General features: G+C 57.9%; 26 protein-coding genes. 17 read left to right on the top strand and 9 right to left on the bottom strand.

The window, feature by feature from the left end:
* Nucleotides 1-6 precede the first annotated feature (6 nt).
* The 5 genes from lpxK to MDHKLMBL_RS03190 all read right to left on the bottom strand — a co-directional run bounded on the left by lpxK (nucleotide 7) and on the right by MDHKLMBL_RS03190 (nucleotide 6,387).
* The gene (lpxK, locus tag MDHKLMBL_RS03210) at nucleotides 7-1,053 is read right to left on the bottom strand and encodes a tetraacyldisaccharide 4'-kinase (protein ID WP_104270083.1); all 1,047 of its coding nucleotides are present in this window, start codon (nucleotides 1,051-1,053) and stop codon (nucleotides 7-9) included.
* A complete protein-coding gene (gene msbA, locus MDHKLMBL_RS03205) occupies nucleotides 1,050-2,828 on the bottom strand; it encodes a lipid A export permease/ATP-binding protein MsbA (protein ID WP_082220527.1) in 1,779 nt (592 codons plus the stop codon). The genes lpxK and msbA overlap by 4 nt, the downstream gene beginning before the upstream one ends.
* Nucleotides 2,825-3,250, bottom strand: coding sequence for an ExbD/TolR family protein (locus tag MDHKLMBL_RS03200; RefSeq protein ID WP_014577411.1), 426 nt, complete (start codon nucleotides 3,248-3,250; stop codon nucleotides 2,825-2,827). Before MDHKLMBL_RS03200 ends, msbA begins: the two co-directional genes overlap by 4 nt.
* 5 nt (nucleotides 3,251-3,255) lie before the next feature.
* Nucleotides 3,256-3,882 (bottom strand): flagellar polar localization protein PocA, encoded by a 627-nt coding sequence (pocA, locus tag MDHKLMBL_RS03195; protein ID WP_008169179.1) that lies wholly within the window; start codon nucleotides 3,880-3,882, stop codon nucleotides 3,256-3,258.
* Nucleotides 3,883-3,954: 72 nt separating this feature from the next.
* Nucleotides 3,955-6,387, bottom strand: a complete 2,433-nt coding sequence (locus MDHKLMBL_RS03190; RefSeq protein ID WP_241956162.1) for a DNA internalization-related competence protein ComEC/Rec2 — start codon at nucleotides 6,385-6,387, stop codon at nucleotides 3,955-3,957.
* Between the two features lie 81 nt (nucleotides 6,388-6,468).
* On the opposite strand from MDHKLMBL_RS03190, the gene MDHKLMBL_RS03185 reads away from it, so the two are divergent.
* Nucleotides 6,469-7,014: a DUF2062 domain-containing protein gene (locus MDHKLMBL_RS03185; RefSeq protein WP_008169186.1), complete on the top strand. Its 546-nt coding sequence runs from the start codon at nucleotides 6,469-6,471 to the stop codon at nucleotides 7,012-7,014.
* On the opposite strand, the gene MDHKLMBL_RS03180 is transcribed toward MDHKLMBL_RS03185, so the two are convergent.
* Nucleotides 7,002-7,691: an ABC transporter ATP-binding protein gene (locus MDHKLMBL_RS03180; RefSeq protein ID WP_008169187.1), complete on the bottom strand. Its 690-nt coding sequence runs from the start codon at nucleotides 7,689-7,691 to the stop codon at nucleotides 7,002-7,004. The two genes, MDHKLMBL_RS03185 and MDHKLMBL_RS03180, sit on opposite strands and share 13 nt — an antisense overlap.
* A gap of 13 nt (nucleotides 7,692-7,704) precedes the next feature.
* Nucleotides 7,705-8,946 carry a lipoprotein-releasing ABC transporter permease subunit gene (locus tag MDHKLMBL_RS03175; RefSeq protein ID WP_014577414.1) on the bottom strand — a complete coding sequence of 414 codons (1,242 nt, stop codon included), beginning with the start codon at nucleotides 8,944-8,946 and terminating at the stop codon, nucleotides 7,705-7,707.
* Nucleotides 8,947-9,069: 123 nt separating this feature from the next.
* On the opposite strand from MDHKLMBL_RS03175, the gene MDHKLMBL_RS03170 reads away from it, so the two are divergent.
* The 9 genes from MDHKLMBL_RS03170 to infA all read left to right on the top strand — a co-directional run bounded on the left by MDHKLMBL_RS03170 (nucleotide 9,070) and on the right by infA (nucleotide 16,071).
* Entirely contained in the window at nucleotides 9,070-9,657 is a 588-nt protein-coding gene (locus MDHKLMBL_RS03170) for a PilZ domain-containing protein (RefSeq protein WP_014577415.1), read from the top strand.
* Nucleotides 9,658-9,752: 95 nt separating this feature from the next.
* Entirely contained in the window at nucleotides 9,753-10,055 is a 303-nt protein-coding gene (locus tag MDHKLMBL_RS03165; RefSeq protein ID WP_008169190.1) for a hypothetical protein, read from the top strand.
* A 101-nt stretch (nucleotides 10,056-10,156) separates the two neighbouring features.
* On the top strand, nucleotides 10,157-11,206 hold the full coding sequence (locus MDHKLMBL_RS03160; protein ID WP_274540916.1) for an agmatine deiminase family protein: 1,050 nt from the start codon (nucleotides 10,157-10,159) through the stop codon (nucleotides 11,204-11,206).
* Nucleotides 11,206-12,129, top strand: coding sequence for a carbon-nitrogen hydrolase (locus MDHKLMBL_RS03155; protein ID WP_008169193.1), 924 nt, complete (start codon nucleotides 11,206-11,208; stop codon nucleotides 12,127-12,129). Before MDHKLMBL_RS03160 ends, MDHKLMBL_RS03155 begins: the two co-directional genes overlap by 1 nt.
* A gap of 7 nt (nucleotides 12,130-12,136) precedes the next feature.
* The gene (locus MDHKLMBL_RS03150; RefSeq protein WP_104270081.1) at nucleotides 12,137-13,048 is read left to right on the top strand and encodes an AAA family ATPase; all 912 of its coding nucleotides are present in this window, start codon (nucleotides 12,137-12,139) and stop codon (nucleotides 13,046-13,048) included.
* Between the two features lie 142 nt (nucleotides 13,049-13,190).
* On the top strand, nucleotides 13,191-14,144 hold the full coding sequence (gene trxB / locus MDHKLMBL_RS03145; protein ID WP_104270080.1) for a thioredoxin-disulfide reductase: 954 nt from the start codon (nucleotides 13,191-13,193) through the stop codon (nucleotides 14,142-14,144).
* Between the two features lie 200 nt (nucleotides 14,145-14,344).
* The gene (aat, locus tag MDHKLMBL_RS03135; RefSeq protein WP_014577421.1) at nucleotides 14,345-15,058 is read left to right on the top strand and encodes a leucyl/phenylalanyl-tRNA--protein transferase; all 714 of its coding nucleotides are present in this window, start codon (nucleotides 14,345-14,347) and stop codon (nucleotides 15,056-15,058) included.
* Entirely contained in the window at nucleotides 15,059-15,772 is a 714-nt protein-coding gene (locus MDHKLMBL_RS03130) for an arginyltransferase (RefSeq protein ID WP_104270078.1), read from the top strand.
* Between the two features lie 80 nt (nucleotides 15,773-15,852).
* Nucleotides 15,853-16,071: a translation initiation factor IF-1 gene (infA, locus tag MDHKLMBL_RS03125; RefSeq protein ID WP_008169200.1), complete on the top strand. Its 219-nt coding sequence runs from the start codon at nucleotides 15,853-15,855 to the stop codon at nucleotides 16,069-16,071.
* Between the two features lie 105 nt (nucleotides 16,072-16,176).
* Here infA and clpA read toward each other — a convergent pair whose 3' ends face one another.
* Both clpA and clpS read right to left on the bottom strand, forming a co-directional pair.
* A complete protein-coding gene (clpA, locus tag MDHKLMBL_RS03120; protein ID WP_053112223.1) occupies nucleotides 16,177-18,447 on the bottom strand; it encodes an ATP-dependent Clp protease ATP-binding subunit ClpA in 2,271 nt (756 codons plus the stop codon).
* Nucleotides 18,448-18,465: 18 nt separating this feature from the next.
* Nucleotides 18,466-18,825, bottom strand: coding sequence for an ATP-dependent Clp protease adapter ClpS (gene clpS / locus MDHKLMBL_RS03115; protein WP_008169202.1), 360 nt, complete (start codon nucleotides 18,823-18,825; stop codon nucleotides 18,466-18,468).
* Nucleotides 18,826-19,131: 306 nt separating this feature from the next.
* On the opposite strand from clpS, the gene MDHKLMBL_RS21270 reads away from it, so the two are divergent.
* The 7 genes from MDHKLMBL_RS21270 to MDHKLMBL_RS03080 all read left to right on the top strand — a co-directional run bounded on the left by MDHKLMBL_RS21270 (nucleotide 19,132) and on the right by MDHKLMBL_RS03080 (nucleotide 25,212).
* On the top strand, nucleotides 19,132-19,443 hold the full coding sequence (locus tag MDHKLMBL_RS21270; RefSeq protein WP_014577425.1) for a cold shock domain-containing protein: 312 nt from the start codon (nucleotides 19,132-19,134) through the stop codon (nucleotides 19,441-19,443).
* Between the two features lie 186 nt (nucleotides 19,444-19,629).
* Complete coding sequence (locus tag MDHKLMBL_RS03105) at nucleotides 19,630-20,262, top strand: pseudouridine synthase (protein ID WP_041645279.1); 633 nt, start codon at nucleotides 19,630-19,632, stop codon at nucleotides 20,260-20,262.
* Nucleotides 20,259-20,723 carry an NUDIX hydrolase gene (locus tag MDHKLMBL_RS03100; protein ID WP_041645280.1) on the top strand — a complete coding sequence of 155 codons (465 nt, stop codon included), beginning with the start codon at nucleotides 20,259-20,261 and terminating at the stop codon, nucleotides 20,721-20,723. The genes MDHKLMBL_RS03105 and MDHKLMBL_RS03100 overlap by 4 nt, the downstream gene beginning before the upstream one ends.
* Before the next feature lie 36 nt (nucleotides 20,724-20,759).
* Nucleotides 20,760-21,947, top strand: a complete 1,188-nt coding sequence (mnmA, locus tag MDHKLMBL_RS03095; protein WP_104270077.1) for a tRNA 2-thiouridine(34) synthase MnmA — start codon at nucleotides 20,760-20,762, stop codon at nucleotides 21,945-21,947.
* The gene (gene hflD / locus MDHKLMBL_RS03090) at nucleotides 21,944-22,588 is read left to right on the top strand and encodes a high frequency lysogenization protein HflD (protein WP_008174761.1); all 645 of its coding nucleotides are present in this window, start codon (nucleotides 21,944-21,946) and stop codon (nucleotides 22,586-22,588) included. Before mnmA ends, hflD begins: the two co-directional genes overlap by 4 nt.
* Nucleotides 22,589-22,675: 87 nt before the next feature.
* The gene (purB, locus tag MDHKLMBL_RS03085; protein WP_104270076.1) at nucleotides 22,676-24,043 is read left to right on the top strand and encodes an adenylosuccinate lyase; all 1,368 of its coding nucleotides are present in this window, start codon (nucleotides 22,676-22,678) and stop codon (nucleotides 24,041-24,043) included.
* A 17-nt stretch (nucleotides 24,044-24,060) separates the two neighbouring features.
* The gene (locus MDHKLMBL_RS03080; protein WP_104270075.1) at nucleotides 24,061-25,212 is read left to right on the top strand and encodes a cupin domain-containing protein; all 1,152 of its coding nucleotides are present in this window, start codon (nucleotides 24,061-24,063) and stop codon (nucleotides 25,210-25,212) included.
* Nucleotides 25,213-25,215: the final 3 nt, after the last annotated feature.

Here is a 25,215-nt window from a genome sequence, read left to right as displayed (position 1 = left end):
TTGATATCAGGAAGTTAACGGCTCGGAACATTGGCGAACCCGGGCCAGAAACGCGTCCCGGAACGGTCCCGGCAATCTGGCCTCAACAGTGAGGCTCCAGGCATTATCGGGTGCAAATTCCCGGCATTTCACCGCGTCTTTTGCCGTCATGACTATCAACTCATCGGTATCACTGTTCAGATCCTCGGGACGGAAACGATGGTGATCCGGAAAGGCCGCTTCGGTAACATCGGCGCCAAGGGTTCTGAGTGTATCGAAAAACCGGGCCGGGTTTCCGATCCCGGCCACAGCCCTCACGGCCTTGCCCCTGAGATCGCCAACGGCTCTCGACTCCCCTGTTTTCAGGTGAACAAGGGTTGCAGGCTCAAGAATCATGGAAAATATCGCAGGGTGGTCAATGCCAACAAAGCTTTCCATGGCCTGCTCTGAAAGCTCTTTGCCATTTACAATAACAAAGTCCACAGAAGCCAGTCGCGAAACCGGCTCTCGAAGCGGGCCAACGGGGATCAAGGCGCCGTTACCGATGCCCCTTTGCCCATCAAATACCGACAGCTCCAGGTCCCTGGGCAACTTGTAGTGTTGAAGGCCGTCGTCACAAATCAGCACATCACCCAGGTTTTTCTCAAGAGCGTAATCGGCGCCCCGTCGGCGGCGCGGATCAACAACAACCGGGCAACCGGTGCTCAGCGCCAGCATGACAGGCTCGTCACCGGCTTCGGAAGGACTGGTCTCCGCCGCAACTTCCAGCGGGTACTGGCCAGCATCGCCACCATAACCCCTGCTGAGAATAACCGGCCGCCAGCCATCGGATGCCAGTGCGGAAACCAGCCAGGCGGTGAGCGGCGATTTGCCGGTTCCACCGGCAGTGATGTTGCCAACCACAATGACCGGAACCGGGAGCGACACATCTCTCGCATCCCAGGCGGCCCGACGGCGGGCTTCCGCGATGCTCCGGTACAGCCAAGACAGCGGTGCCAGAAAAGCCAGAGGGCGCTTCCTTCCATACCAGAGACGCTCAACCAGCGAACTCATGGCAGATTGCACCGCGCTCATGACTGCTCGCTGAACTGCATCTGGTGCAATTGAGCGTAAGCGCCGCCAGCGGCAAGGAGTTCGTCGTGGCGGCCGGATTCGGCGATGCGGCCATTGTCCATCACCAGGATTCGGTCCGCTTTCTCGATGGTGGACAGGCGATGCGCAATAACCAGAGTGGTACGGCCCTGCATAACCGTTTCCAACGCTTCCTGGATATGGCGTTCAGATTCCGTATCCAGCGCCGATGTCGCCTCATCAAGGATCAGAATCGGGGCGTTCTTGAGCAGCGCCCGGGCGATGGCGAGCCGCTGTCGCTGCCCACCGGAAAGCATGACCCCGTTGTCACCGATCATGGTATCCAGCCCCTCGGGCATACGGTCAATAAATTCGAGCGCATGAGCCTTGGCGGCGGCCTCGCGGATTTCCTCCGGTGTGCAGTCTCTCAAAGCACCATAGGCGATATTGGCGGCGATGGTGTCGTTGAACAGGACAACGTTCTGGGTTACCAGAGCGATCTGTTTACGCAGGGCCTTGAGGGAGAAATCGCGCAACGAGTGCCCGTCGATTCGGATATCTCCGCCGGTGTACTCATAGAACCTCGGCAACAGGCTCACCAAGGTGGATTTACCGCTGCCGGAACGCCCAACCAGAGCCACACTTTGCCCGGCAGGAATGCTGAGGGATATGCCTTCCAGCACATTGTCCAACTGGTCACGGTACCGAAACGCCACTTCGTCAAACTCGATGTCGCCTTCAACGCGATCCGGCGAATATGTGCCCGGATCCTGCTCCGGCGACTCGTCGATGGTTTCGAACACATCGTAAGCCGCGGCAACGCCCTTCTGGATCTTGGCGTGAACAGAGGTGACCTGGCGGATGGGCTTGGCCATGGTCGTCGCTGCCGTGATGAATGCCACCAGCTGGCCGGTGGTCATCTCACCACGAATTTCCGGCGCCAGCATCATCCAGACGAGCCCGGCAATCGCGATGGCCACCAGCACCTGAATCACCGGAACACTGATCGCCTGAGTCGACGCCATCTTCAGACTTTGCTTGAGGTTTTTGTTATTAACCTCTTGAAAACGCTGGCGTTCGTAATCCTCACCTCCGAACGTACGAACAACCCGGTAGCCGGTAATGGATTCAGAGGCCACGTGGGTAATATCACCCATGGAGCCCTGGATACGTTTGCTGATCTTGCGGAAGCGCTTGCTGGCATAGCTTACAACCGCGGCAATAAGCGGCCCTACCGCCAGGAAAATCAGCGTGAGTTTCCAGTTGGTGTAGAACATGTAACCCAGCAGACCGACGATGGTCAGACCTTCGCGGAGCGTGATAGTCACGGCGTTGGTTGTCGCCTCCGCCACCTGCTCGACGTTAAAGGTAAGCTTCGACACCAGCCGTCCCGCCGCGTTGTCATCGAAATAGCGGGAAGGCAGTGTCATCAGTCGATCAAACACATCGTTACGGAGCGCATTGATGACCTGGCGACCGACATAGCTGATGAAGTACTGGCTCAGGAAGGTGCCCAGCCCACGGAATGCGAACACGCCAACGATAACCAGCGTCAGCATCAGACGATTCTGCTCGGTCGGATTCTCGATAGCCGCAATAACGTATTCCATGGCCGCCGCCATGCCCGTCGATGCGGCGGCATAGATGATGTTACCGAGGACCGCCAGAGAGAAGGCCAGCAGGAAGGGCTTCACATAGGCGAGCAGGCGTTTGTAGGTTTCCCAGCTGCCCGCCGGCAGGCCGGCCGCAGGGTCTGGTAAAGGCTCGGGTACCTTCACTGGCTCTCAGCCTCCCGCTCAGTGGTGATACTGAGCTTGGCGAACCCCAGGCGTCCGGCAACGTCCATGGCACGAACCACAAATTCATGGGGTGTGCGAGCGTCAGCGGTAATGATGAACGGAAGCGAGTTATTGCCTTCAGCCAGTTCACGGACACCCCGCTCAAGGGTTTCCCGCCGATTATTGACCAATGTGCGGTCGTTCAGGATGTACTGCCCCTCGGCATTAATCACCACGTCGATCTGCTGCACTTCAGATGCCGGCGCAGGCTCGCCACTGGCCTCAGGCAATTCAACCTGCAGATGGCTCTCGCGGGTAAAGGTCGTGGAAACCATAAAGAAAATCAGCAGCAGAAACACCACGTCGATCAGTGGCGTCAGGTCTACCCCGACTTCCTGGCTCCTCTGGCGCTTGAACTTCACGGCGTTCAGGCTCCTTCCACGTCGATTTCGCGGTCTCCGTGCACTACCTCAACCAGCTTGATCGCTTCCTGCTCCATGCCGACGACCAGCTCATCCACTCTCCGGATAAAGTAGCGGTGGCAGATAAGTGCCGGGATGGCGACGCTCAGGCCAGCGGCCGTAGTAATAAGCGCTTCAGAGATACCACCGGCGAGGTTGCCGGCGTTGCCAACCCCGGCCAATTGGATCTCGGCAAATACCTTGATCATGCCAATGACGGTACCAAGCAGTCCCAGCAGAGGGGTGATCGTCGCAACGGTACCCAGCGGGTTAAGGAAACGCTCCAGATCATGGATGACCTGGCTTGCCTCGTGTTCGATGCTTTCTTTCATAATTTCGCGGCCATGCTTGGCGTTAAGCAGGCCACCGGCAAGAATCCGGCCCAGGGGTGATGACCCCTGCAGGGCTTTCAGTTTCCGGCCATTGAGTTCTTTCTTCTTGATCCAGCGCCATAACTCATTGATGGTCTGGGGGGGCGCGACCCTGGAGGCGCGAAGGGTCCAGAAACGCTCCAGAATGATGGCTAGCGCCAGAATGGAGCAGGCAACAATTGGCACCATCAGAATGCCACCGGCTTTCAACAGCTCGAACACGCTTGGTCTCCCTGATTGTTTGCAAGCCGCGCTACTTTAGCATAGCTACCCGTGGAGGCCACACCTGCAATGTCACGGTATTTTACATTGGTCACGGGCAAGCCCCGAACCACCGATCCAGAACGACGAGCCATGCCGCATTTCCTTTAATACCAGCTTTTTATCGACAACGGTCATCTCGACGCTGCCTGAACATGCTGTGTTCAGCGGCACCGCTCCGACCCCCGCGTAACGTGCGGTTACCGTCGGGTGGGGATGACCGTACCGGTGGCGATAGCCAGCGGTATAGATGACCCGATCTGGTCTCAGCACGCGCACCCAGGATTCGGAAGATGAGGTTTGGCTCCCGTGGTGGGGCGCAACGAGCACGCGAGTCGAAGGGACCTGAACGTCCTCTCGGCCAGCCATATAAGCCAGATACTCTGCCTCCACGGGTTCGGTAATATCTCCCGGCAAGAGCCACTCAGCTCCGGAGTCAGGGTGGTAGATACGCAACACACAGGAAGCGTCGTTGCCCTCTTGAGCGCCCTCACCCTGCCAGAACTCGAGGACCAATCCTCCCAGCCTTTCTTCAGCCTGTTTGCAGGCTTGTACAGGCAGTTCGCCAACCTGCTGTCTGACCGCCGCAGGCTCACCAGCAATGACACGGCCGACACTGACGTTCCGGGAAAGCTCCGAGATGCCACCGGCATGATCGCTGTCGGCGTGGCTGATCACGAGGGTGTCAATTCGCTTGATTCCTTCAGCCGCCATATTGGGCAAAAGCGTGGATTCGACGGCCGAAAACACGTCGGGCACGGCAGGACCGGTATCGTAGACAAGAACCTCGCGCCCGTGTCGGACCAGAACCGAAAGACCCTGCCCAACATCCCATACCCTTACAACTGGCTCTGCAGCGTACGAATTCCGTTCGGAAGAAGGGGCCGGATACACCAGCCACAACACCGCAGAAAGGACCGCCACAAGCCGGAACATGGCGAAAGGCATACACAATACCGCGACGCTCAGCAACGCCCAGCCAAACAGCTCCGGGACACCAGCCCGGATGTCCGGCGCCTGCCACTGCGCAAGCCACATGAGCCATTGCCACAGAACACCGAGGGTTAGATCGAATATTGGCAGGAACAGCTGGGCGGCGCCTGGAACTACGGCGGCAAGCAACCCACCCGCGACAAGCACTGGCATAACCACAAGGGATACCCAGGGAATCGCGACCAGGTTGGCCAACAAACCTGCCAGGGGCTGGCCCTGCCCCAGTATTTCGAGGATTGGCCATAATCCGCCAAAAACCGCGAGCTGGGCCAGGACGAGTCCTCTCAGCCAACCGGTTCCAGCCAGTCGCGACGAGAATACAGTGATCAGGGTGGCAACCGCAGCGAACGAAAGCCAGAATCCCTGGTCCAGGGGCGCGAAAGGGTCCAGCACAAGAACGGCAGCCAACGCGGCCTGGAAAACGTTCCAGACCGGGGCCTGACGACTCATCAGTACCAGCCACCCACCGGCCACAACCATCACCAGAGCCCTCTGGGTTGGAACGGTAAATCCCGCCGCCAGGGCATAAACCAGACAGCAGAGGATAACCGCCAGGAAGGCAAACCAACGCCTTGAGCTATCGCTGACTATTTGTGCCGGAACAGTCAGCAACAGTCGCCGGCACAGAAACCCTGCCCCCAGGGCGATCAGACCCAGGTGCAGGCCCGATATGGCAACCAGGTGAATGGTGCCGGTCGCCTTGAGCACATCCCAGTGCTTCTGTTCCATGTGGCCGCGATGCCCTATGAGTAACGAAGAAACCAGCGGAAAATGACGGGCACCGCCAAATTGCTCGATGGTCCATTGGTGAAGCAAACGATGCAGCTTCCTGTACTGGCAATGGACGAAACACCCGACATCCCGGTCAACCTCCACGCTACGAATGCTGCCCGTGGCCCGGTAGCCCTTGCGAAACAGCCAGTCCTCGTAGCGAAAGCCCGCGGGGTTCAGGGAGCCGTGGGGGCGCTTGAGCACGACTTCCAGCCGCAAACGTTGGCCCGGGAGCCGCTCCATTCCGTGACCGTACCAGGACAACCTGAGCAGGTCCGGCATCCTTGCTTCCTCTCGGGTCGGGATGGGAAGGTTGTGCCACTGGGTGACACAGAAACTGAAACGTAAACTGTTGAAGCTACCGGGCGAAGGAATATCACATACGTATCCCGAGACAGAGAGACGCTCGCGTTCCAGGCTTGCCGGCAGAACCGTTGAAAGCCGGTCACTGGCATGCCACGAGGCCCAGGAGAGTCCGACGATGAGGCCAAGAGCAGATACGAATGCGGAGCTGGCAAAGGTCGGGGAAACGCAGATCCGGCCGAAGGCCAGCAGTGGTATCGCGGCTATCAACCACGTGGGAGGTGGCAGTATCGACAACCAATACAGTAAGATAACGCCACAAGAGAAGGCGATAACGCCCAGCGCTGCGGAACCGGAGTCGCCCGAAGGGCCCACCGGTCTGTTGATACTTCCGGACAATCCTTGTCCTCCTGTATGTCACAAACACCGGCAACATCCGATGAGCCGGTCTACTAACTCCGTCTAAAGGCAGAACTTCCAATGCCAAAGAAGTTCATGAAACGCTATCTGCCCTCACCAGAGAAGGTGCAAGCGATGCAGTCGCTGAGCTTTCTGGGCGATATCCTTCATGAACCGAACCTGTGGCACATCAACCGTCATAGTGTTGCGCGGGCCTTTCTCGTCGGCATCTGGTTCTGCTTTATTCCCATGCCCTTCCAGATGCTCGCGGCGGCCTTTTTTGCCATCTGGTTCAATGCCAACCTGCCGCTTTCAGTAGTCCTGGTATGGATCAGCAACCCTGTAACCATGCCGCCGATGTTCTATTTCAACTACAAGATTGGCGCCTGGGCTCTGGATCGGCCTGTACTCAGTTTTGATTTTGAGCTCTCGTGGTCCTGGATCAGCGAGCGGCTGCTGGATATCGGCATTCCCCTCTATCTCGGGTCCCTGGTGGTCGCAACGGTCTCCGCTTGCGTGGCCTACCTGATTATCCAGTATCTGTGGCGCCGGAAAATTCGCTCTGACTGGCAGGTGCGACGCACCGCACGACTCAGACGCCGTCGTGAGGCTGATCAGGCTTCCTGAATCAGGCGACCCTGCTCAAGCCGCATAACACGCCCCAGGCTTCTGGCCATTTTCATGTCATGGGTGACCATGACAAAGGCAATACCCAGCTGATCCCTCAATGACTCGATCAGCGCCTGCACCCCTTCTCCAGTATGTTCATCCAGGTTGCCCGTCGGTTCGTCCATCAGAACACAGTCCGGTTCGTTGACCAGTGCCCGGGCAATGGCCACCCTCTGGCGTTCGCCACCGGACAGCTCACCGGGTTTGTGATCCAGCCGCTCGGCAAGCCCAACCCGCTGCAGCAGGCTGGCTGCCTTTTCCCTCGACCTTGATACCGCCATACCGCCCAACGCACACGGCATCATCACGTTTTCCAGAGCGGTGAACTCCGGCAACAGGTGATGGAACTGATAGACAAACCCGAGATGGGCATTCCGGAACCGGGCACGCCGTCCCTCAGAAAGCCGGTGAATGTCTTCGCCACAAATGGAAATCTGGCCGGAAGACGGCTTGTCGAGCCCGCCCAACAAGTTGAGCAACGTGGTTTTTCCGGCACCACTGCTGCCCACTATGGCAACCGTCTCCCCCTGTGCGACTTCGAGCGAGATATCCGAAAAAATGGTGAGCTTGCCGAGACCTTCGTTATAGGTCCGGGTCACCTGACGGCAGTCTATTACCAGGGCAGAGTGTGCCATTGCGGATTGTTCCTTACTCATAACGAAGCGCCTCCGCCGGATCCACCCTGGAAGCCCGCCAGGCCGGATAAATCGTTGCCAACAGACTCATGGCGAGGCCGGCGCCACTGATGATAAACACGTCCTGCCATTGCAGCTGGGAAGGCAGATAGCTGATGAAGTAAACGTCCGCGCTCAGGAACTGGTGGCCAAGCGCTCCCTCCAGCCAGGAAATAAAGGCACTGATGTTGAGCGCTCCGAAAACGCCCAACGCCGTGCCAACAATGGTTCCGAAGATACCGATGACCGCCCCCTGAACAATAAAGATCCGCATGATGCGTCCCGGTGTTGCCCCCATGGTCCTGAGGATGGCGATGTCACCGGTTTTGTCGGTAACCACCATCACCAGCGTGGACACGATATTGAATGCAGCGACAGCCACGATAAACATCAGCAGCAGGCCGATCATGGTTTTCTCCATGCGGATGGCCTGGAACAGGTTACCGTGGGTTCGGGTCCAGTCGGATACGTAATACCGGCCGCCCAGCGACTCAGCAGCCTGCTGCGACACCTTGGGAGCCGCAAAAAGGTCATCCACCAGCAGGCGAATACCCTCGGCTTTGCCCCCGGTCCGCATGAGCTTGGCGGCATCATCCATGTGAATCAGGGTGTAATTGCCATCCAGTTCTGCCCCGACACTGAAGATGCCTTTGACCGTGAACCTTTTGAGCCTGGGCAGGACCCCGGCCGGCGTAACCGAGGCTTCCGGCAGGACCACGGTTACCTTGTCACCGATCTGAAGACGCAGGCTGGCCGCCATCAACCGACCGATGATGATGCCGAATTCGCCAGAAACCAGATCGTTGAGACTGCCTTCGACCATGTGGTTTTCAATGATAGAAACCGTGCGCTCCTCTTCCGGGAGAATGCCGTTAAGCACGACCCCGCGAACATTTCCACCGCCGGTAACCATACCCTGCCCCTGTATGAAAGGCGCAGCAGCCAGCACGCGGGGGTGCTGCTGCACCTTCGCGTCGATTGATTGCCAGTCGTCAAGCGGCCCGGCGCCTTGAATGGTAGCGTGGGGCACCATCCCGAGAATTCTCTGCTTGAGCTCCCGATCGAAACCGTTCATGACCGAGAGCACGATGATCAGAACCGCAACTCCCAGCATCAGCCCGATCATGGAGGTCAGGGAAATAAAGGAAATGAAGTGATTGCGGCGTTTGGCGGCCGTGTAACGCAAGCCAATATAGAGTGATAAGGGTCTGAACATTGAGAGGTGCCTGTTGCTACCTTCCGGTCTGTCGTGGTCTGGTTTTCCCGGGTACCTTCCAGCACGACGGGAAACTGCTAAACTGTTCTGTACCAAATAAAAATTCAGCCTTCCGGAGCCGCGATGCAGTCGTCCGACATCCCCAACCAACCGGTGGACTATTCACCCGAACGGCGGGACTTTTTCCGCATTGAAGACCGGATCGGCCTGGAGATCCGCAAGCTGGCGCCTGGCACCGCAATGGAAGAAGATGCCTTCGACGGCGACCATCTTGAGAGCCTGAAAGCTGAATTCAGGCGGCTGGATCAGGACGTTAAATCCCAGCTTGCCAGCCTTGCCGAAAAAGACCGGCTGCTTACCGGACTGATCAAATCCCTGAACGGCAAGCTGGACACGCTTGCGCGCATTATGGCCTTTGAGCAAAATCCGTTGCAACCTGAGGACTGGCAGGAAGTAACCCTGAGCGAGGGTGGGCTGTCGTTCTCGAGCAGCACCCCTGCCTGGCAGCCGGGAGACCGGCTCGCCGTTCGAATGACCCTCCCACCCGAACTTTTCCAGCCCCGCGCAGTTGCCCGAGTTATCGAGGTACACCCCGATTCGTCAGGCGGAGCAAGGGTCCACACCGAATTCGCCCGGATTGAGGACAGCGATCGCCAGCAAATCGCACGACATGTGATGCGGTGGCAGATTCGACAGCGTCAAAAGGAGTAGACTGGGGAAAAACGAGTGACTTTTGCTAATCTTTTTCGGATATTACGCTTTATCCATGTCCTCCCGAGGGCATCAGTTTTCATGGAGACCCATCAATGAGAAAGCAAACTACCCTGTTCGGCGCACTGGCAGTGACTGCCACACTGGCCCTTTTCCCGATGATGTCCGCGGTAGCTGAAGAAGTCCGCGTGCCAGTTGGCACCCAGGCCGATCGCGACCAGGCCAGCTTCCCCGGCTCTGGCATGAGCCAGTCATCAGTGCGCGCCTCCTGGGGTGCACCCGTGGAAATTGAAGGTCCCGTGGGCCAGCCACCGATTACTCAGTGGCACTATCAGGGCTTTATCGTGTATTTCGAAGGCGACCGGGTTATCCATACCGTTCTCAAGCCGAATCGCTGAAGGCCCGAGGGGCCTTTCCAGGCTGGAAATTCCCTTCCCATGTCCTGACGTTCAACCAATCGTTGGTTAGAATGGCGTCTTTTATGATTCAAGGTGACGTAGTGACAACCAAACGAGTGTTGCCCGCAGAGTGGGCGCCCCAGAGTGCCGTCATGCTGACCTGGCCCCACCCGGGAACCGACTGGGCAGGCCTGATCGACGAAGTTGAACCGGTGTTCCTCGACATCGCGAAAGCCGTACTCCCACACGAACACCTTGTCATCAGTTGCGAACACGTAGTCCGCCTGCAGGAGCTAGAACGGGACCTCAATCGGTACGCCGAGGACAATGGCTTTCCGGGACGCGTGAGATCGGTTCCGGCACCGGCGAATGACACCTGGGCCCGCGACCATGGACCCATCACCATTCTCACCGATGAAGGGCCGACACTGCTGGATTTCAGGTTCAACGCCTGGGGCGGAAAGTTCCCCTGGGAAAAGGACGATGCGTTAAATAATCACCTTTTCAATGCTGGCGTCTTCGGCACAACCAGGATGCAGCAGGTCGGTTTTGTGCTGGAAGGGGGTTCATTTGAATCGGATGGTGAGGGCACCCTGCTGACCACATCCGAGTGCCTGCTGACGCCCACCCGAAACCCGGCCATGGATCGCACGGCGATTGAACAGCTGCTTTCCGAGGTGCTGGGAATCCGGCGGATTCTCTGGCTCAACCACGGCTATCTTGCCGGGGATGACACCGACAGCCACATCGATACCCTCGCCCGATTTTGCGCCCCGGATCACATCTGCTACGTGACTTGCCCAGATGTGGCGGATGAACACTACAGCGCGTTGGCAGCCATGGAGGAGGAACTTCAGGAGTTCCGCCAGGCCGACGGCGCCCCCTACAAGCTGACGCCTCTGCCCTGGCCTGATGCCATCCATGATGAGGATGGTGAGCGTCTTCCGGCCACCTATGCCAACTTCCTGATCATCAACGAGGCGGTTTTGCTTCCCGTTTACGGCGTTGATCAGGATCAGGACGCCATCGCTGTCATGAAAGAGATCTTTCCGACACGAGAAATAGTGCCGATCAATTGCCGGCCCTTGATTCGTCAGCATGGCAGCCTTCACTGTGTAACCATGCAAATGCCCGCCGGAGTAGTCAGTTGATGAGCAGTGAGTTGCGCAAAAGCCAAATCAATGTTGCCGCCATCCAGCAGGCCTGTAGCAGCGACAAGGCCGCCAGCCTCGCCACTACCGAGAAACTGGTTCGTGAGGCCGTAGCCAGTGGCGCCAACCTGGTGATCCTCCAGGAACTTCACGCCACCTTATATTTTTGCCAGACCGAGGAAACGTCTGTTTTCGAGCTGGCAGAGCCGATTCCCGGCCCTACCAGCAAGCGCCTGTCTGACCTGGCCCGGGAACTGGGTATTGTGCTGGTTGGATCCATTTTCGAACGTCGTATGAACGGTGTGTACCACAACACGGCGGTTGTATTTGAGAAAGACGGCTCCCTGGCAGGGCTGTACCGGAAAATGCACATTCCGGACGACCCGGGTTTCTATGAAAAATTCTACTTCACGCCCGGTGACGCCCAGTTCAACGATGGCCGCAGCGGTTTCACGCCTATCGATACGTCTGTCGGCAGGCTCGGCGTGCTGGTGTGCTGGGACCAGTGGTACCCCGAGGCCGCAAGGCTGATGGCTCTGGCTGGCGCCGAGATCCTGATCTACCCCACTGCGATCGGCTGGGATGTAACGGATGACCCCGATGAACAGGCGCGTCAACTGGACGCCTGGGTCACCGTGCAAAGGGGCCATGCCGTTGCCAACAACCTGCCAGTCGTGGCTCCGAACCGGGTAGGCACCGAACCCGACCCGTCCGGGCACAGCGACGGCATCCGTTTCTGGGGCAACAGTTTTATCTGTGGCCCGCAGGGTGAGTTGCTGGCCCGGGGCGATGACAGCTCCGAATGCATCCTTGCCGTCACCCTGGATCGCAACCGCAGTGAATCGGTTCGCCGTATCTGGCCGTATTTGAGAGATCGCCGAATAGACGCCTACGGCGACATCCTCAAACGCGTAAGAGACTGAGCCCCGAATGAAAAGACTGGTCGATACCGTAGTCAGTGAACTGAACCAGATACTCCTGGGCAAAGACCAACAGGTACGCCTAGCCCTCTGCGGGCTTCTGGCCCGGGGGCACCTGCTGATCGAAGATATCCCCGGCATGGGCAAAACCACTCTTTCTCATGCCCTGGCCAAGGTGATGGGGCTGACGTACCAGCGCATCCAGTTCACCAACGACCTGCTTCCGGCGGATGTGCTGGGTTACTCCATGTACGACAAACAGGCCGGCAGCCTGGTATTCCACCCCGGCCCGATCTTTGCCCAGGTGGTGTTGGCTGATGAAATCAACCGGGCATCACCGCGAACGCAGAGCGCTCTGCTCGAAGCCATGGAAGAACGGCAAGTGTCCATCGAGGGCGAGACCCGGCCACTGCCCCATCCGTTCTTCGTGATTGCCACGCAGAATCCCATTGAGCAGGGCGGCACCTATCCCCTGCCCGAGTCCCAACTGGACCGGTTCCTTATGCGTCTTCGCCTCGGCTATCCGGACCCACGGGCCGAGCGGGAGCTGCTGGAGGGCGAAGACCGTCGTGCCATGACCGAAAAGCTGCCGACCCTGCTCTCCCAGGCCGACCTGAAAACCCTGCAGGAAGGCGTCACCCGGATAACCGCCAGCCCGGCTCTTCTGGATTACGTGCAACGGTTGCTGGAACAGAGCCGGAGAATGCCCGGCCTTCTCTACGGGCTTTCGCCCCGGGCGGGATTGGGACTGGTGCGGGCCGCCAAGGCCTGGGCTCTGATGGAGGGGCGTCATCACGTGCTGCCTGACGACATCCAGGCCGTGTTCCCTGCAGTGGCGGCCCACCGTCTCGAACAGGGCGAGTCCGGCAAAAGCGCGGAAAGGGTTCGTCAGCTGTTGGCAACTGTTTCTGTGCTTGAGTAAATAGCAAGGTTTTATAAGCGGAATTGGCCAAAACGAATGGCAGACCGCGCCTTTCATGTTAGCCTTTGCTCCTTTCCCCGAAGCGTCTGGCCCTGAAACCGGGGCCCGGCAACGTACGGCTTTTTCAGTGAGAGAATTCCCAATGAGCGACACCAAACATTCCCGACTGATCATCCTCGGTTCCGGCCCCGCAGGTTACACCGCTGCCGTTTACGCAGCCCGCGCCAACCTGAACCCGACCCTGATTACCGGTATTGAAGTCGGCGGCCAGCTCACCACCACCACCGACGTCGACAACTGGCCCGGCGACAACGACGGCGTTCAGGGCCCGGAGCTCATGCAGCGCATGCTCAAGCACGCCGAACGCTTCGAAACCAGCATCGTCTACGACACCATCAACGAAGCCGACCTCCGTAACCGCCCATTCCGCCTCAAGGGCGATGGCGGCGAGTACACCTGCGACGCCCTGATCATTGCTACCGGCGCCTCCGCCATGTATCTCGGACTCGAGTCTGAAGAGAAATTCAAAGGCCAGGGCGTCTCCGCCTGCGCCACCTGCGACGGTTTCTTCTACAAGAAGCAGAAAGTTGCCGTTATTGGCGGCGGTAACACCGCGGTCGAAGAGGCTCTGTACCTCTCCAACATTGCCGACGAAGTGACCCTGGTGCACCGCCGCGACAGCCTCCGTGCCGAGAAGATCCTCCAGGACAAACTGTTTGAAAAAGCCGAAAACGGCAACGTCAAGATCGTCTGGGACCACACCCTCGACGAAGTCCTCGGCGACGGCACCGGTGTCACCGGTATGCGCATCAAAAGCACCAAAGACGACTCCACCCGGGAAATGGACCTGGCCGGCGTATTCATCGCCATCGGCCACAAACCGAACACCGACCTGTTCCAGGGCCAACTGGACATGGAGAACGGCTACATCCGCATCCGCTCCGGCCTCGAAGGCATGGCCACCCAGAGCAGCATTCCCGGCGTATTCGCCGCCGGCGACGTAGCCGACCACGTCTACCGCCAGGCCGTCACCTCCGCCGGCTTCGGTTGCATGGCCGCCCTGGATGCGGAAAAGTTTCTGGATCAGCAAGACTGATTATGCTTGAGTAAAGAAAAGGAACGCGAACTCAAAAGTTTGCGAAGGTCGGTGGGAGCCGCCTTCTGAAACTGTGCGGAGCCATGGATGGCGGAGCCAAGCGTACAAGGACGTATTCACAGCGTGTTTCAGAAGGCGGCTCCCACCGGCCGGTACTCTGTAAAATAGAACCGAAACATTGCAGTAATTGCCGGAGAAGGATGACCTCACTACCCTGGCTAGACCCGGACCAACTCTGGTTCCCCCCCGCCAACGAAGCCCTGGACGACCCGGACGGCCTTCTTGCCCTCGGCGGCGACCTTTCCACCGAGCGACTCATACTGGCCTACCGGAACGGCATCTTCCCCTGGTACAGCGACGACCAGCCCATTTTGTGGTGGTCACCGAATCCGCGGTGTGTCCTTTTTCCGAACGAAATCCACGTTTCACGGAGCCTGCGCCGGACCCTGAACCAACAACGCTTCCAGGTAACCGCAGACAGACACTTCGGACGAATCATCCGCCTTTGCGCCTCAACCCGTGCCGAAGGTACCTGGATTACCGAGGAAATGATTGCCAGCTACTCAGAGCTGCATCGCATGGGCGTCGCCCACTCCATCGAAATCTGGAACCAGCGTGGTGAATTGGCCGGTGGCATGTACGGACTGGCCATTGGCAGGTGTTTCTTCGGTGAATCCATGTTTTCTCTGGAAACCAACGCGTCCAAAGTTCTCATGGTTCACCTGGCGCACCAGTTACAGCTCTGGGGCTACCGGATCATGGATTGCCAGGTAGAGAGCCGGCACCTGCTTACCATGGGCGCACGGACTATTCCACGGGAAGAGTTTTTATCTATACTCAGGATGAGCATCGATCAGAAACCGGATCAGACCGACTGGACCTTCCGATGGCGTTGGCCCGGGCCGGAGGAGTGAATGAGCAATCTCAGAACCCTGGTGTTCTTCGCGACACCACCGCACGATTGCAGCTACCTGCCAGACCGCGAGGCCACCACCATGTTTGTGGATCCGCGGGCTTATATCGACAAAAAGCTTTACAGCCAACTCACGGCTCTTGGCTTTCGCCGCAGCGGATCCCACTACTACCGCCCTCACTGTGAGCAGTGCAATGCCTGCATACCGGTTCGGTTGAAAGTTGATGATTTCAAGCCGGACAGAAGCCAGCGGCGGGTTCTCCGCAAAAACAAGGATTTGCACTGCACCATGGTGCCCGCCACCTTTGCGGAGAGGTATTACCAGCTCTACGCCAATTACATCGAACAAAGGCACAAGGACGGCGATATGTACCCGCCGACCCGGGAACAGTTCACCTCGTTTCTGGTAGAAGGCGCAACCGATTCCTGGTTTCTGGAAATCCACCAGGGCGAACGGCTGGTAGGGCTGGCAGCAGTCGATCTTCTGGACGATGGCCTTTCGGCCATCTATACAGTTTTCGATCCTGATCTGGAGGACCGCAGCCTCGGCACCTTCGCAATCCTCTGGCAAATTGAGGAAGCCCGCCGCAGGGGGCTTCCTCACCTGTACCTCGGTTACTGGATCAAGCAGTGCCGAAAAATGAATTACAAAACACGCTTCCGACCCATCGAAGCACTGAGAGACGGGCACTGGCGTGAACTGGACGCAGGCTAACTTTGCCAAACGCCGATAAATCAGGCAGAATTGCGCAATTTAGAATCACCAGAAGCATATTCAAACGAGGTTTCTACTGAATGCCGAAATCAGATGCCATTGAAATGGAAGGCGTTATTATCGATACCCTTCCAAACACCATGTTCCGCGTTGAGCTGAGCAACGGTCATGTTGTGACAGCCCATATCTCCGGAAAGATGCGCAAGAACTACATCCGCATCCTGACAGGTGACAAGGTCAAGGTTGAGCTGACTCCCTATGACCTGAGCAAGGGCCGGATCGTATATCGCGCCCGTTGATGCTCCCATGACATCTGAAAGCCCCTTCGGGGGCTTTTTTCGTCAGGGCACAAAAAAACCGCTGCCGGTTACCCGGACAGCGGTTTTTCTTTAATCGAGTCTGCCTCAGACCGCCTCTGCAGGCTCGTCCTCGTACTCGAATACCAGCTCGTCATCCCGCAGGTGGATGAAGACATCCCCGCCTTTCTCTGAAAGGCGCCCGAACAGGATCTGCTCGGCCAGCGGCCGCTTGATCTTGTCCTGGATCAGGCGGGACATCGGGCGAGCGCCCATGGTGACGTCATAGCCCTTCTCGGCCAGCCAGGCCTTCGCCTCGTCATCCACATGCAGAACCACATGCTTCTCGTCCAGCTGCGCCTGCAGCTCGGTGAGGAACTTGTCCACCACGTGGGTGATGGTATCGATCTGCAGGTCGCCGAACTGGATGATACCGTCCAGACGATTGCGGAATTCCGGCGTGAAAGTCTTGCTGATAATTTCCATGCCGTCAGTGCTGTGATCCTGCTCGCTGAAGCCAATAGAGCGACGAGCCATGCTCTCGGCACCAGCGTTGGTGGTCATTACCAGAATCACGTGGCGGAAATCTGCCTTGCGGCCGTTGTTATCCGTCAGCGTGCCGTGATCCATGACCTGCAACAGGAGGTTGAACACTTCCGGATGGGCCTTCTCGATCTCGTCCAGCAGCAGGACACAGTGCGGATGCTTGTTTACCGACTCGGTCAACAGGCCGCCCTGATCGTACCCAACGTAGCCGGGAGGCGCACCGATCAGCCGTGATACGGTGTGCCGCTCCATATACTCCGACATATCAAAGCGTACCAGTTCGATACCCAGAACCTTCGCCAACTGCTTGGTAACCTCGGTTTTACCGACACCGGTCGGCCCTGCGAAGAGGAAGGCACCCTCAGGCTTCTCGGGGGCCTTGAGCCCGGCGCGAGCCAGCTTGATAGCAGTGGACAGCGATTCGATGGCCGGATCCTGACCAAAGACCGTCATCTTCAGATCCCGCTCCAGATTCCGCAGCAGATCCTTGTCGCTGGTAGACACGTTCTTCGGTGGGATACGGGCAATATTTGCAACCACATCCTCGATCTCGGTGACATCAACGGTCTTCTTTCGCTTGCCTTCCGGCTGCAGCCGCTGGCGCGCGCCCGCCTCGTCAATGACGTCAATCGCCTTGTCCGGCAAGTGCCGATCGGTGATGTAACGGTCGGACAGCTCTGCAGCCACCCGAAGCGCCTTGTCGGTGTATTTGAGATCGTGGTGCTTTTCAAAATTCGGCTTGAGGCCCTTCAGGATCTGGTAGGTGTCCTCAACACTGGGCTCGTTCACATCGATTTTCTGGAAACGGCGCGCCAGGGCGCTGTCTTTCTCGAAAATACCCCGGAACTCCTGGAACGTCGTTGAGCCAATGCACCGGATTTCACCCGAACTGAGCATGGGCTTCAACAGATTCGACGCATCCATCACGCCGCCGGAGGCAGAGCCCGCTCCGATGATGGTGTGGATCTCGTCGATGAACAGGATCGCGTGGTTTTCTTTCTTGAGTTCGGCAAGCAGACCTTTCAGACGCTTTTCGAAATCGCCGCGGTACTTGGTTCCGGCCAGCAGGGCACCCAGATCCAGCGAGTAGACCACCGCATCGGAAATAATATCGGGGACCTGTCCGTCGACGATACGCTTGGCGAGCCCCTCTGCGATGGCGGTTTTGCCAACCCCGGCCTCGCCGACCAGAAGCGGATTGTTCTTCCGGCGGCGTACAAGGATCTGCACCACCCGCTCGACTTCGTGTTCACGGCCGATCAGCGGATCAATGCGGCCCTGACGGGCCTGCTCGTTCAGGTTGGTGGCGTAGCTTTCAAGCGGCTTGGATTGTCCGCCTTCCTCGCCAGCCTCCTCGTGGGACGCCTGATCGTGACTCTCCTGATCTTCGGCGCCCTGAACCCTGGAAATACCGTGGGAAACAAAGTTGACCACATCAATGCGGGCAATGCTCTGTTTCTTGAGCACATACACCGCCTGGCTTTCCTGTTCACTAAAAATGGCCACCAGCACATTGGCGCCGGTTACCTCTTTCTTGCCCGAGGACTGCACATGGAACACAGCCCTTTGCAGGACTCGCTGGAACCCCAGTGTTGGCTGGGTCTCGCGCTCACTGTCGCTGCTCGGAATCAAAGGTGTGGTGGAGTCCACGAATTCGACAAGCTCTTCCTGAAGCCGCTTGAGGTCTGCACCACAGGCTTTCAGGACGCCCACTGCCGATTCATTATCCAGTAGGGCCAGCAACAAATGCTCCACAGTCATGAACTCATGACGCTTGTCCCGGGCATTCTTGAAGGCCGTATTCAGCGTAATTTCTAGATCTTTGCTCAGCATGGGCCACCCCAACGTCTATCAGTCCGCACGTTCAATCTCGCAAAGGAGCGGATGTTCGCATTCCGAAGAATACTGGTTCACCTGTGCCGCCTTTGTTTCCGCGATGTCCCGGGTATATACCCCGCATACAGCTTTTCCCTGTGTATGGACGAGCAGCATCACCTGCGTCGCCTTTTCTTCATTCATTCCGAAGAACTTCATCAACACATCGACCACAAAATCCATGGGCGTGTAATCATCGTTCAGAAGTACCACCCTGTATCGCGCCGGGCGCTTGAGAGCGGGCTTCTCGGGAGCAACGCTGAGGTCATCCTGTCGCCCCGGTTGTTCGTCCTCCCCCTGATTGAATACTAGTAGAGAATTTTCGATAGTCCGCATCATTCCTTACCGGTTTATCGGTGCCCTTGTTAAATGTGGATGTCCGCCCCGGGGTTTTCAAGCGGGGCATGAGATATTTATCAATACGAACATGATACCGCTTCCAGACTGCGTTCAACCACACATTCCAGGCATAGAAACTATTGACTCACCGCAATGATTGGCCGAAAGTTAAGTTGCAATGTAAAATAATGTAAATCCATGCAAGGTTTGTGTAACAGGATTCGGACCGACTGTGCGACGGCGCCGATAGGCACACAGAGAATTAACAAAAATAGAGACAGCAAAAGAACAGGGGAGTTCATCATGCCAAGAGGCAAGGTCAAGTGGTTCAACAATGCCAAAGGGTACGGATTCATCATCGAGGATGGCTGCAGTGACGACCTGTTTGCGCACTTCTCTTCGGTGCAAATGGACGGCTACAAGACCTTAAAAGCCGGCCAGGCCGTAACCTTCGACAAAAAGCCCAGCGACAAGGGCATTCACGCAGTCAACATCGTTCCCGACGAGCTGCCTGCCAGCAAGGCGCAAACTGACGCCAGCAGCGACTCTGCCGGACAATCCGGCCAGCAGGAATCAGGCAGGGACGGCTATCCGCCCCGTGCAGTCAACGCCTGACCTGTTCTGGTAACGCAAAATCACACCCACCGGTCGTCTGCTGGTGGGGGTCTCTTTTTTTGTCCTTCAAAAAACGTCGGGTGACAGGTCCCCCTGGGCGGTGGCGCCCGCCCTACTTTGCCAGCCTTCCTGTTTGCAGTACGCTGCACTGCTCAAAGACAGCGGATATCCGGGAAAGACCTGCGCATGGCCGAACTCGTGCTTTTCAATAAACCCTTTCATGTTCTGAGCCAATTCACAGACGATGGCGCTTCCGGAAGTAAACCACCTCGCGCTACCCTGGCAGATTACGTGCACATCCCGGGCATATATCCGGCCGGACGTCTGGACTACGATTCCGAGGGCCTGCTCCTTCTGACCGCTGAAGGCTCCCTGCAACACCGCATAGCGTCACCATCACTGAAGATGCCAAAGACCTACTGGGTGCAGGTAGAAGGAAACATTTCTGAAGAAGCACTGAGACACCTGGCTAGCGGTGTGCAGCTCAAGGATGGTCTGACCCGGCCGGCAAAAGCCGACAGAATGCCTGCCCCGACGGTCTGGCCGAGAGTGCCTCCGGTGCGTCATCGGGATAACATTCCGACGAGCTGGATTGAACTGACGATAACCGAGGGCAAGAACCGGCAGGTACGTCGAATGACCGCTGCCGTCGGGTTTCCGACACTTCGCCTGATCCGGTATCGGATTGGTGACTGGACCCTTGACGGCCTCGAATCCGGAGCCCATCGAACGGTCACCGTCAATTTACCCGCTTCACCAAAACCAACCCGCCGCGGCAACGCCGCTGGCGCCCGAACCAGGAGAAACCGGAAATCATGACCTGGACACCCCATGCTACCGTGGCCGTCATAGTCGAGGATGAAGCCGGCCGTTACCTGATGGTTGAAGAGATCAGCGGCGGCAAGGTTGTTTTCAACCAGCCGGCTGGCCATATCGAAGAAGATGAAGCCATTCTGGATGCCGTTCGACGGGAAACCCTTGAAGAGACAGGCTGGAACATAGAGCCCATACACTTCCTTGGCATTTACACCTACAAGGCTCCGGCCAACGGCGTTACCTACTATCGTTTCTGCTACGCTGCGCGGGCTGGCGACCGGGTTACTGAACAGCTGGACGATGGCATCATCGCCGCCCACTGGCTCACCCTGGATGAAATCCGCGCGCTGGGGGACAAACTGCGCAGTCCGCTGGTCATCCAGTGCATAGAAGATTACCGAAACGGCCGGCGATACCCGCTGGACGTGGTGGTGGACGCGCAGACGCCACCCTCGGAAAGATGATAAACTCGCGGTTTTTTAGTCGGTAACGAAGCTGTCATGACCAACGCACCCGAAGCCTCCTCTCCAAACAGTAACGCCAACACGCGTGTGATCGTCGGCATGTCCGGCGGCGTGGATTCTTCAGTGGCCGCCTGGCTTCTGAAAGACCAGGGCTATCAGGTTGAAGGCCTGTTCATGAAAAATTGGGACGAGGATGACGGCACCGAGTACTGCACAGCCATGACAGATCTGGCCGACGCCCAGGCCGTTGCCGATGCCATCGGCATCAAACTGCACACCGCCAGTTTTGCGGCCGAGTACTGGGACCGGGTTTTTGAGCACTTCCTCTCTGAATATCAGGCCGGACGAACACCCAATCCGGATATTCTTTGTAACAAAGAAGTGAAATTCCGGGCTTTTCTGGACTATGCCATCACCCTTGGTGCCGACTATATTGCAACGGGCCACTACGCCCGGCAACGGCCGATTGCTGGTTCAACGGGCAAGGCCCAACTCCTGAAGGGACTGGATCCGAACAAGGACCAGAGCTATTTCCTGCATGCCGTCTCCGGCGACCGCATTGCGCGGACCCTTTTCCCGGTCGGCGAGCTGGAAAAACCGGAAGTCCGCCGTATTGCCGAGCAACAGGGTTTCGTTACCCATGATAAAAAAGACTCCACCGGTATCTGCTTTATCGGCGAACGCAAGTTCAAAGACTTCCTGAAGCAATACCTTCCGGCCCAGCCCGGCGACATTGAAACACCGGACGGCCAGAAAATTGGCCGGCACCAGGGCCTTATGTATCACACCATCGGCCAGAGACAGGGCCTGGGCATTGGCGGTCTCAGTGAATTCGGGGACGAGCCCTGGTATGTGGCGGAGAAAGACCTCAGCCGCAATGTGCTTGTTGCGGTTCAGGGCAAACACCATCCCCTGCTCTTTTCCCGTGGCCTCGTATCCGGTCCGATCGACTGGGTTGCCGGAGAGGCACCTGCTGGACGTTTCCGCTGCAAGGCCAAGACCCGTTATCGCCAGCCGGATCAGGATTGCCAGATTCTGTTGATCGACGGCGGTGTCCGCGTCGATTTTGACGACGCCCAGCGGGCTGTCACACCAGGGCAATCCGTGGTTTTCTATGACGGCGAGGTATGCCTTGGTGGCGGCGTTATTGAGCAGACCTGGCGTGACGACGAACCACTTCCAGACCGTCTGACCGGCACACGTTCCGAGGAACAGACCGCATGAGCCGCTCACTCAAGGATCAGACCCTGGCGTTGGCCGGGGTATTCCAGGCCGCCAACCTGGTCCAGCAGATTGCCCACAATGGCCAGTGCAACGAGGCCAGCCTGGAAACATCTATCCGTTCCCTGTTTGCCACCAACCCCGAGAACACACTGGACGTCTACGGAGGCGAGCTTCGCGATATCCGCGAAGGCCTAGTCACCCTGTCCTCGGTGCTCAGCCAGCAGTCACGGCAGCAGGACATCGAAGTTCTGCGCTACGCCCTCAACCTGATCCAGCTCGAATCCAAACTGAATCGCCGCTCTGACATGCTGGACGTAATTGGCAGTCGCATTGATCAGGCCAGGCACACCGCCAGCCACTTCGGGTACACACACCCGAACCTGATCAGCAATCTGGCTTCCGTCTACGCCGATACCATCAGCACCTTTCGCCAGCGTATCCAGGTGAGCGGTAACCCCTCTGTGCTCCAACGCGAGGAGAATGCCGCGAAAGTGCGGGCACTGCTGCTGGCGGGTATCCGTTCCGCCGTGCTCTGGCGCCAGACCGGCGGCCGACGCTGGCAACTGATCTTTGCCCGCAAGAAAGTGATCGGGCTTGCCAAAGAGCTTGCCGAAGAAGCCAATCGCTCCCTCTACCACTGACGGCGCTGATTCAGAGCCGGCGGTGGTGTATGATATGCACCCCTATTTTCTTTTGATCCGATTCTTTGATGACTTGAGAGGTTTTCGATGGAACTCACCGCCCTGACCGCCATTTCCCCGGTCGATGGACGCTATGGCAACAAGGTCAGCGTCTTCCGTGAAATTTTCAGTGAGTATGGCCTGATCCGGAACCGGGTGACCGTCGAGATCCGCTGGCTACAGAAACTGGCCGCTCACCCTGGCGTGGCCGAGGTTCCTGCGTTTTCCGCCGACGCCAACGGCTTCCTGGACCGTCTGGTGAGCGAATTCAGCCTGGAAGACGCAGAGCGTATCAAGGACATCGAACGCACCACCAATCACGATGTGAAAGCGGTGGAGTACTTCATCAAGGAAAAGATCGCCAGCGTTCCTGAGCTGCACGCTGTCACGGAATTTGTTCACTTCGCCTGCACTTCTGAAGACATCAATAACCTCTCCCATGCGCTGATGCTGCGGGAAGGCCTGGACCACGGCCTGCTGCCGGCCATGGACCGTGTTGTCGACAAGTTGGCGCAGCTTTCTCATGACCACGCCGAACAGCCGATGCTGTCGCGCACTCACGGCCAGACCGCCTCGCCCACGACCGTGGGCAAAGAGCTGGCAAACGTCGTTCACCGTCTGCGTCGCCAGGTAAAACAGATTCGGGAAACCGAGCTTTTGGGCAAGATCAACGGTGCCGTGGGTAATTACAACGCCCATCTCTCCGCCTATCCGGAAATCGACTGGGCCCAGAACGCACGGGAGTTCATCGAGAGCCTCGGGCTCGACTGGAACCCTTACACCACCCAGATCGAACCGCACGATTACATTGCCGAGCTGTATGACTCCGTCGCTCGCTTCAACACCATCCTGATCGACCTGGACCGTGACGTCTGGGGCTACATTTCCCTCGGCTACTTCAAGCAGAAAACGGTAGAAGGCGAAGTAGGCTCTTCGACCATGCCCCACAAGGTCAATCCCATCGATTTCGAGAACTCCGAGGGCAACCTTGGCATCGCCAATGCGCTGTTCAGCCACCTCTCTGCCAAACTGCCTATATCACGCTGGCAGCGGGATCTGACCGACTCCACAGTACTGCGTAACCTGGGTGTTGGCTTTGCGCACAGCTTGATTGCCTACGAAGCCACCCTAAAAGGCCTGGGCAAACTGGAAATCAATCCGGCCCGACTGTTTGAAGACCTGGACCATGCCTGGGAAGTGCTTGCCGAGCCGATCCAGACGGTGATGCGCCGTTACAATATCGAAAAGCCCTATGAAAAACTCAAGGCATTGACCCGTGGCAAGGCAATGACGCCGGAAGTGATCAAGAATTTCGTTGAGAGCCTCGACATTCCAGATCAGGCCAAGGCCGAACTGATGGCTTTGACGCCGGGCCGTTACATCGGTAACGCAGTCGATCAGGCACAAAACATCTGAAACCGGGAGTAACACCCATGGACATGCTTGGCGGACTCACACCCTCTGAATTTCTGCGGGACTATTGGCAGAAAAAGCCGCTGGTTATCCGTCAGGCGTTTCCCGACTTCCAGTGCCCGGTCAGCGCTGATGAACTGGCCGGCCTGGCCTGTGAGGAGGGCGTCGAGTCCCGGATTGTGATCGAAAATGACGATGGCAAGCCCTGGCAGCTCCACAACGGCCCCTTTTCGCCGGACCGGTTCAGCAGCCTGCCCGAACAAGACTGGACGCTCCTGGTGCAGGGGCTGGACCACTGGGTGCCCGATATTGCAGATTTGCTGGAACACTTCCGCTTCATCCCCAATTGGCGCCTGGATGACATTATGGCCAGTTTTGCCCCGAAAGGCGGCAGCGTTGGCCCCCATTACGACCAGTATGATGTATTCCTCCTCCAGGCCCAGGGCCACCGCCGGTGGACGTTTGGAGGCCATTGCGATCATACCTCTCCCCGCGTGGAGGGCACTCCGCTGCGCGTTCTGAGCAGCTGGGATGGCGAAGAAACCGTTACTCTGGCACCCGGTGACATGCTGTATCTGCCGCCGGGTATTGGCCACCATGGAGTGGCCGAGGATGACTGTATCACGCTGTCGGTTGGCTTCCGTGCACCCACCGTGGATGACATTCTGACCGGATTTACCGATTTCCTCTGCAGCCAGTCTGACGCCTCAGATCACCTGAACGATCCGGATCTGAAAATACAGGACAATCCGGGCACGATTCAGCCGGATGTGGTTGACCGCCTCGAGACCGTTATCCGGGAAAAACTTGAGGACCGCCGGCAACTGGCCCTCTGGTTTGGCCAGTTCTCAACGGCGCCCAAGAGCATGGATATTGTCGTGCCCGCGGAGGAGCCTGCGTCCACCGGAGACGTCGCCGAAGCAATACACGCGGGCGAGCAGCTGCGGTGGAACGAAGGCTCACGTTTCGCGTACTACGAGTTTGCCAGCGAAACCGCCCTGTTTGTGGACGGCGAGCAGTTCCTGCTCAAGGGCGATGCCCAACCGTTTGCTCCGCTTCTCTGCTCGGGGGCCCGCGTCGATATGCCGACCCTCGCCCGGCTCTCCGAAGACGAAGCATTGCTTGGGCTTCTGACCACCCTCTACAATCAAGGCTCGATTTACTTCGAATAAGCT

This window comes from Marinobacter flavimaris, assembly GCF_002933295.1.
Lineage (GTDB): Bacteria > Pseudomonadota > Gammaproteobacteria > Pseudomonadales > Oleiphilaceae > Marinobacter > Marinobacter flavimaris.
This window is presented reverse-complemented; position numbering and strand designations above follow the sequence as displayed.

Bases quoted from the DNA above. Each gene is read 5' to 3' on its own strand.
- hflD (WP_008174761.1), top strand. From the start codon at position 21,944: ATGAGCCGCTCACTCAAGGATCAGACCCTGGCGTTGGCCGGGGTATTC.
- MDHKLMBL_RS03185 (WP_008169186.1), top strand. From the start codon at position 6,469: ATGCCAAAGAAGTTCATGAAACGCTATCTGCCCTCACCAGAGAAGGTG.
- MDHKLMBL_RS03105 (WP_041645279.1), top strand. From the start codon at position 19,630: ATGGCCGAACTCGTGCTTTTCAATAAACCCTTTCATGTTCTGAGCCAA.
- infA (WP_008169200.1), top strand. From the start codon at position 15,853: ATGCCGAAATCAGATGCCATTGAAATGGAAGGCGTTATTATCGATACC.
- mnmA (WP_104270077.1), top strand. From the start codon at position 20,760: ATGACCAACGCACCCGAAGCCTCCTCTCCAAACAGTAACGCCAACACG.
- MDHKLMBL_RS03170 (WP_014577415.1), top strand. From the start codon at position 9,070: ATGCAGTCGTCCGACATCCCCAACCAACCGGTGGACTATTCACCCGAA.
- MDHKLMBL_RS03155 (WP_008169193.1), top strand. From the start codon at position 11,206: ATGAGCAGTGAGTTGCGCAAAAGCCAAATCAATGTTGCCGCCATCCAG.
- MDHKLMBL_RS03130 (WP_104270078.1), top strand. From the start codon at position 15,059: ATGAGCAATCTCAGAACCCTGGTGTTCTTCGCGACACCACCGCACGAT.
- MDHKLMBL_RS03150 (WP_104270081.1), top strand. From the start codon at position 12,137: ATGAAAAGACTGGTCGATACCGTAGTCAGTGAACTGAACCAGATACTC.
- MDHKLMBL_RS21270 (WP_014577425.1), top strand. From the start codon at position 19,132: ATGCCAAGAGGCAAGGTCAAGTGGTTCAACAATGCCAAAGGGTACGGA.
- trxB (WP_104270080.1), top strand. From the start codon at position 13,191: ATGAGCGACACCAAACATTCCCGACTGATCATCCTCGGTTCCGGCCCC.
- MDHKLMBL_RS03100 (WP_041645280.1), top strand. From the start codon at position 20,259: ATGACCTGGACACCCCATGCTACCGTGGCCGTCATAGTCGAGGATGAA.
- MDHKLMBL_RS03175 (WP_014577414.1), bottom strand. From the start codon at position 8,946: ATGTTCAGACCCTTATCACTCTATATTGGCTTGCGTTACACGGCCGCC.
- MDHKLMBL_RS03180 (WP_008169187.1), bottom strand. From the start codon at position 7,691: ATGGCACACTCTGCCCTGGTAATAGACTGCCGTCAGGTGACCCGGACC.
- MDHKLMBL_RS03080 (WP_104270075.1), top strand. From the start codon at position 24,061: ATGGACATGCTTGGCGGACTCACACCCTCTGAATTTCTGCGGGACTAT.
- purB (WP_104270076.1), top strand. From the start codon at position 22,676: ATGGAACTCACCGCCCTGACCGCCATTTCCCCGGTCGATGGACGCTAT.
- lpxK (WP_104270083.1), bottom strand. From the start codon at position 1,053: ATGAGCGCGGTGCAATCTGCCATGAGTTCGCTGGTTGAGCGTCTCTGG.
- MDHKLMBL_RS03165 (WP_008169190.1), top strand. From the start codon at position 9,753: ATGAGAAAGCAAACTACCCTGTTCGGCGCACTGGCAGTGACTGCCACA.
- aat (WP_014577421.1), top strand. From the start codon at position 14,345: ATGACCTCACTACCCTGGCTAGACCCGGACCAACTCTGGTTCCCCCCC.
- clpA (WP_053112223.1), bottom strand. From the start codon at position 18,447: ATGCTGAGCAAAGATCTAGAAATTACGCTGAATACGGCCTTCAAGAAT.
- clpS (WP_008169202.1), bottom strand. From the start codon at position 18,825: ATGCGGACTATCGAAAATTCTCTACTAGTATTCAATCAGGGGGAGGAC.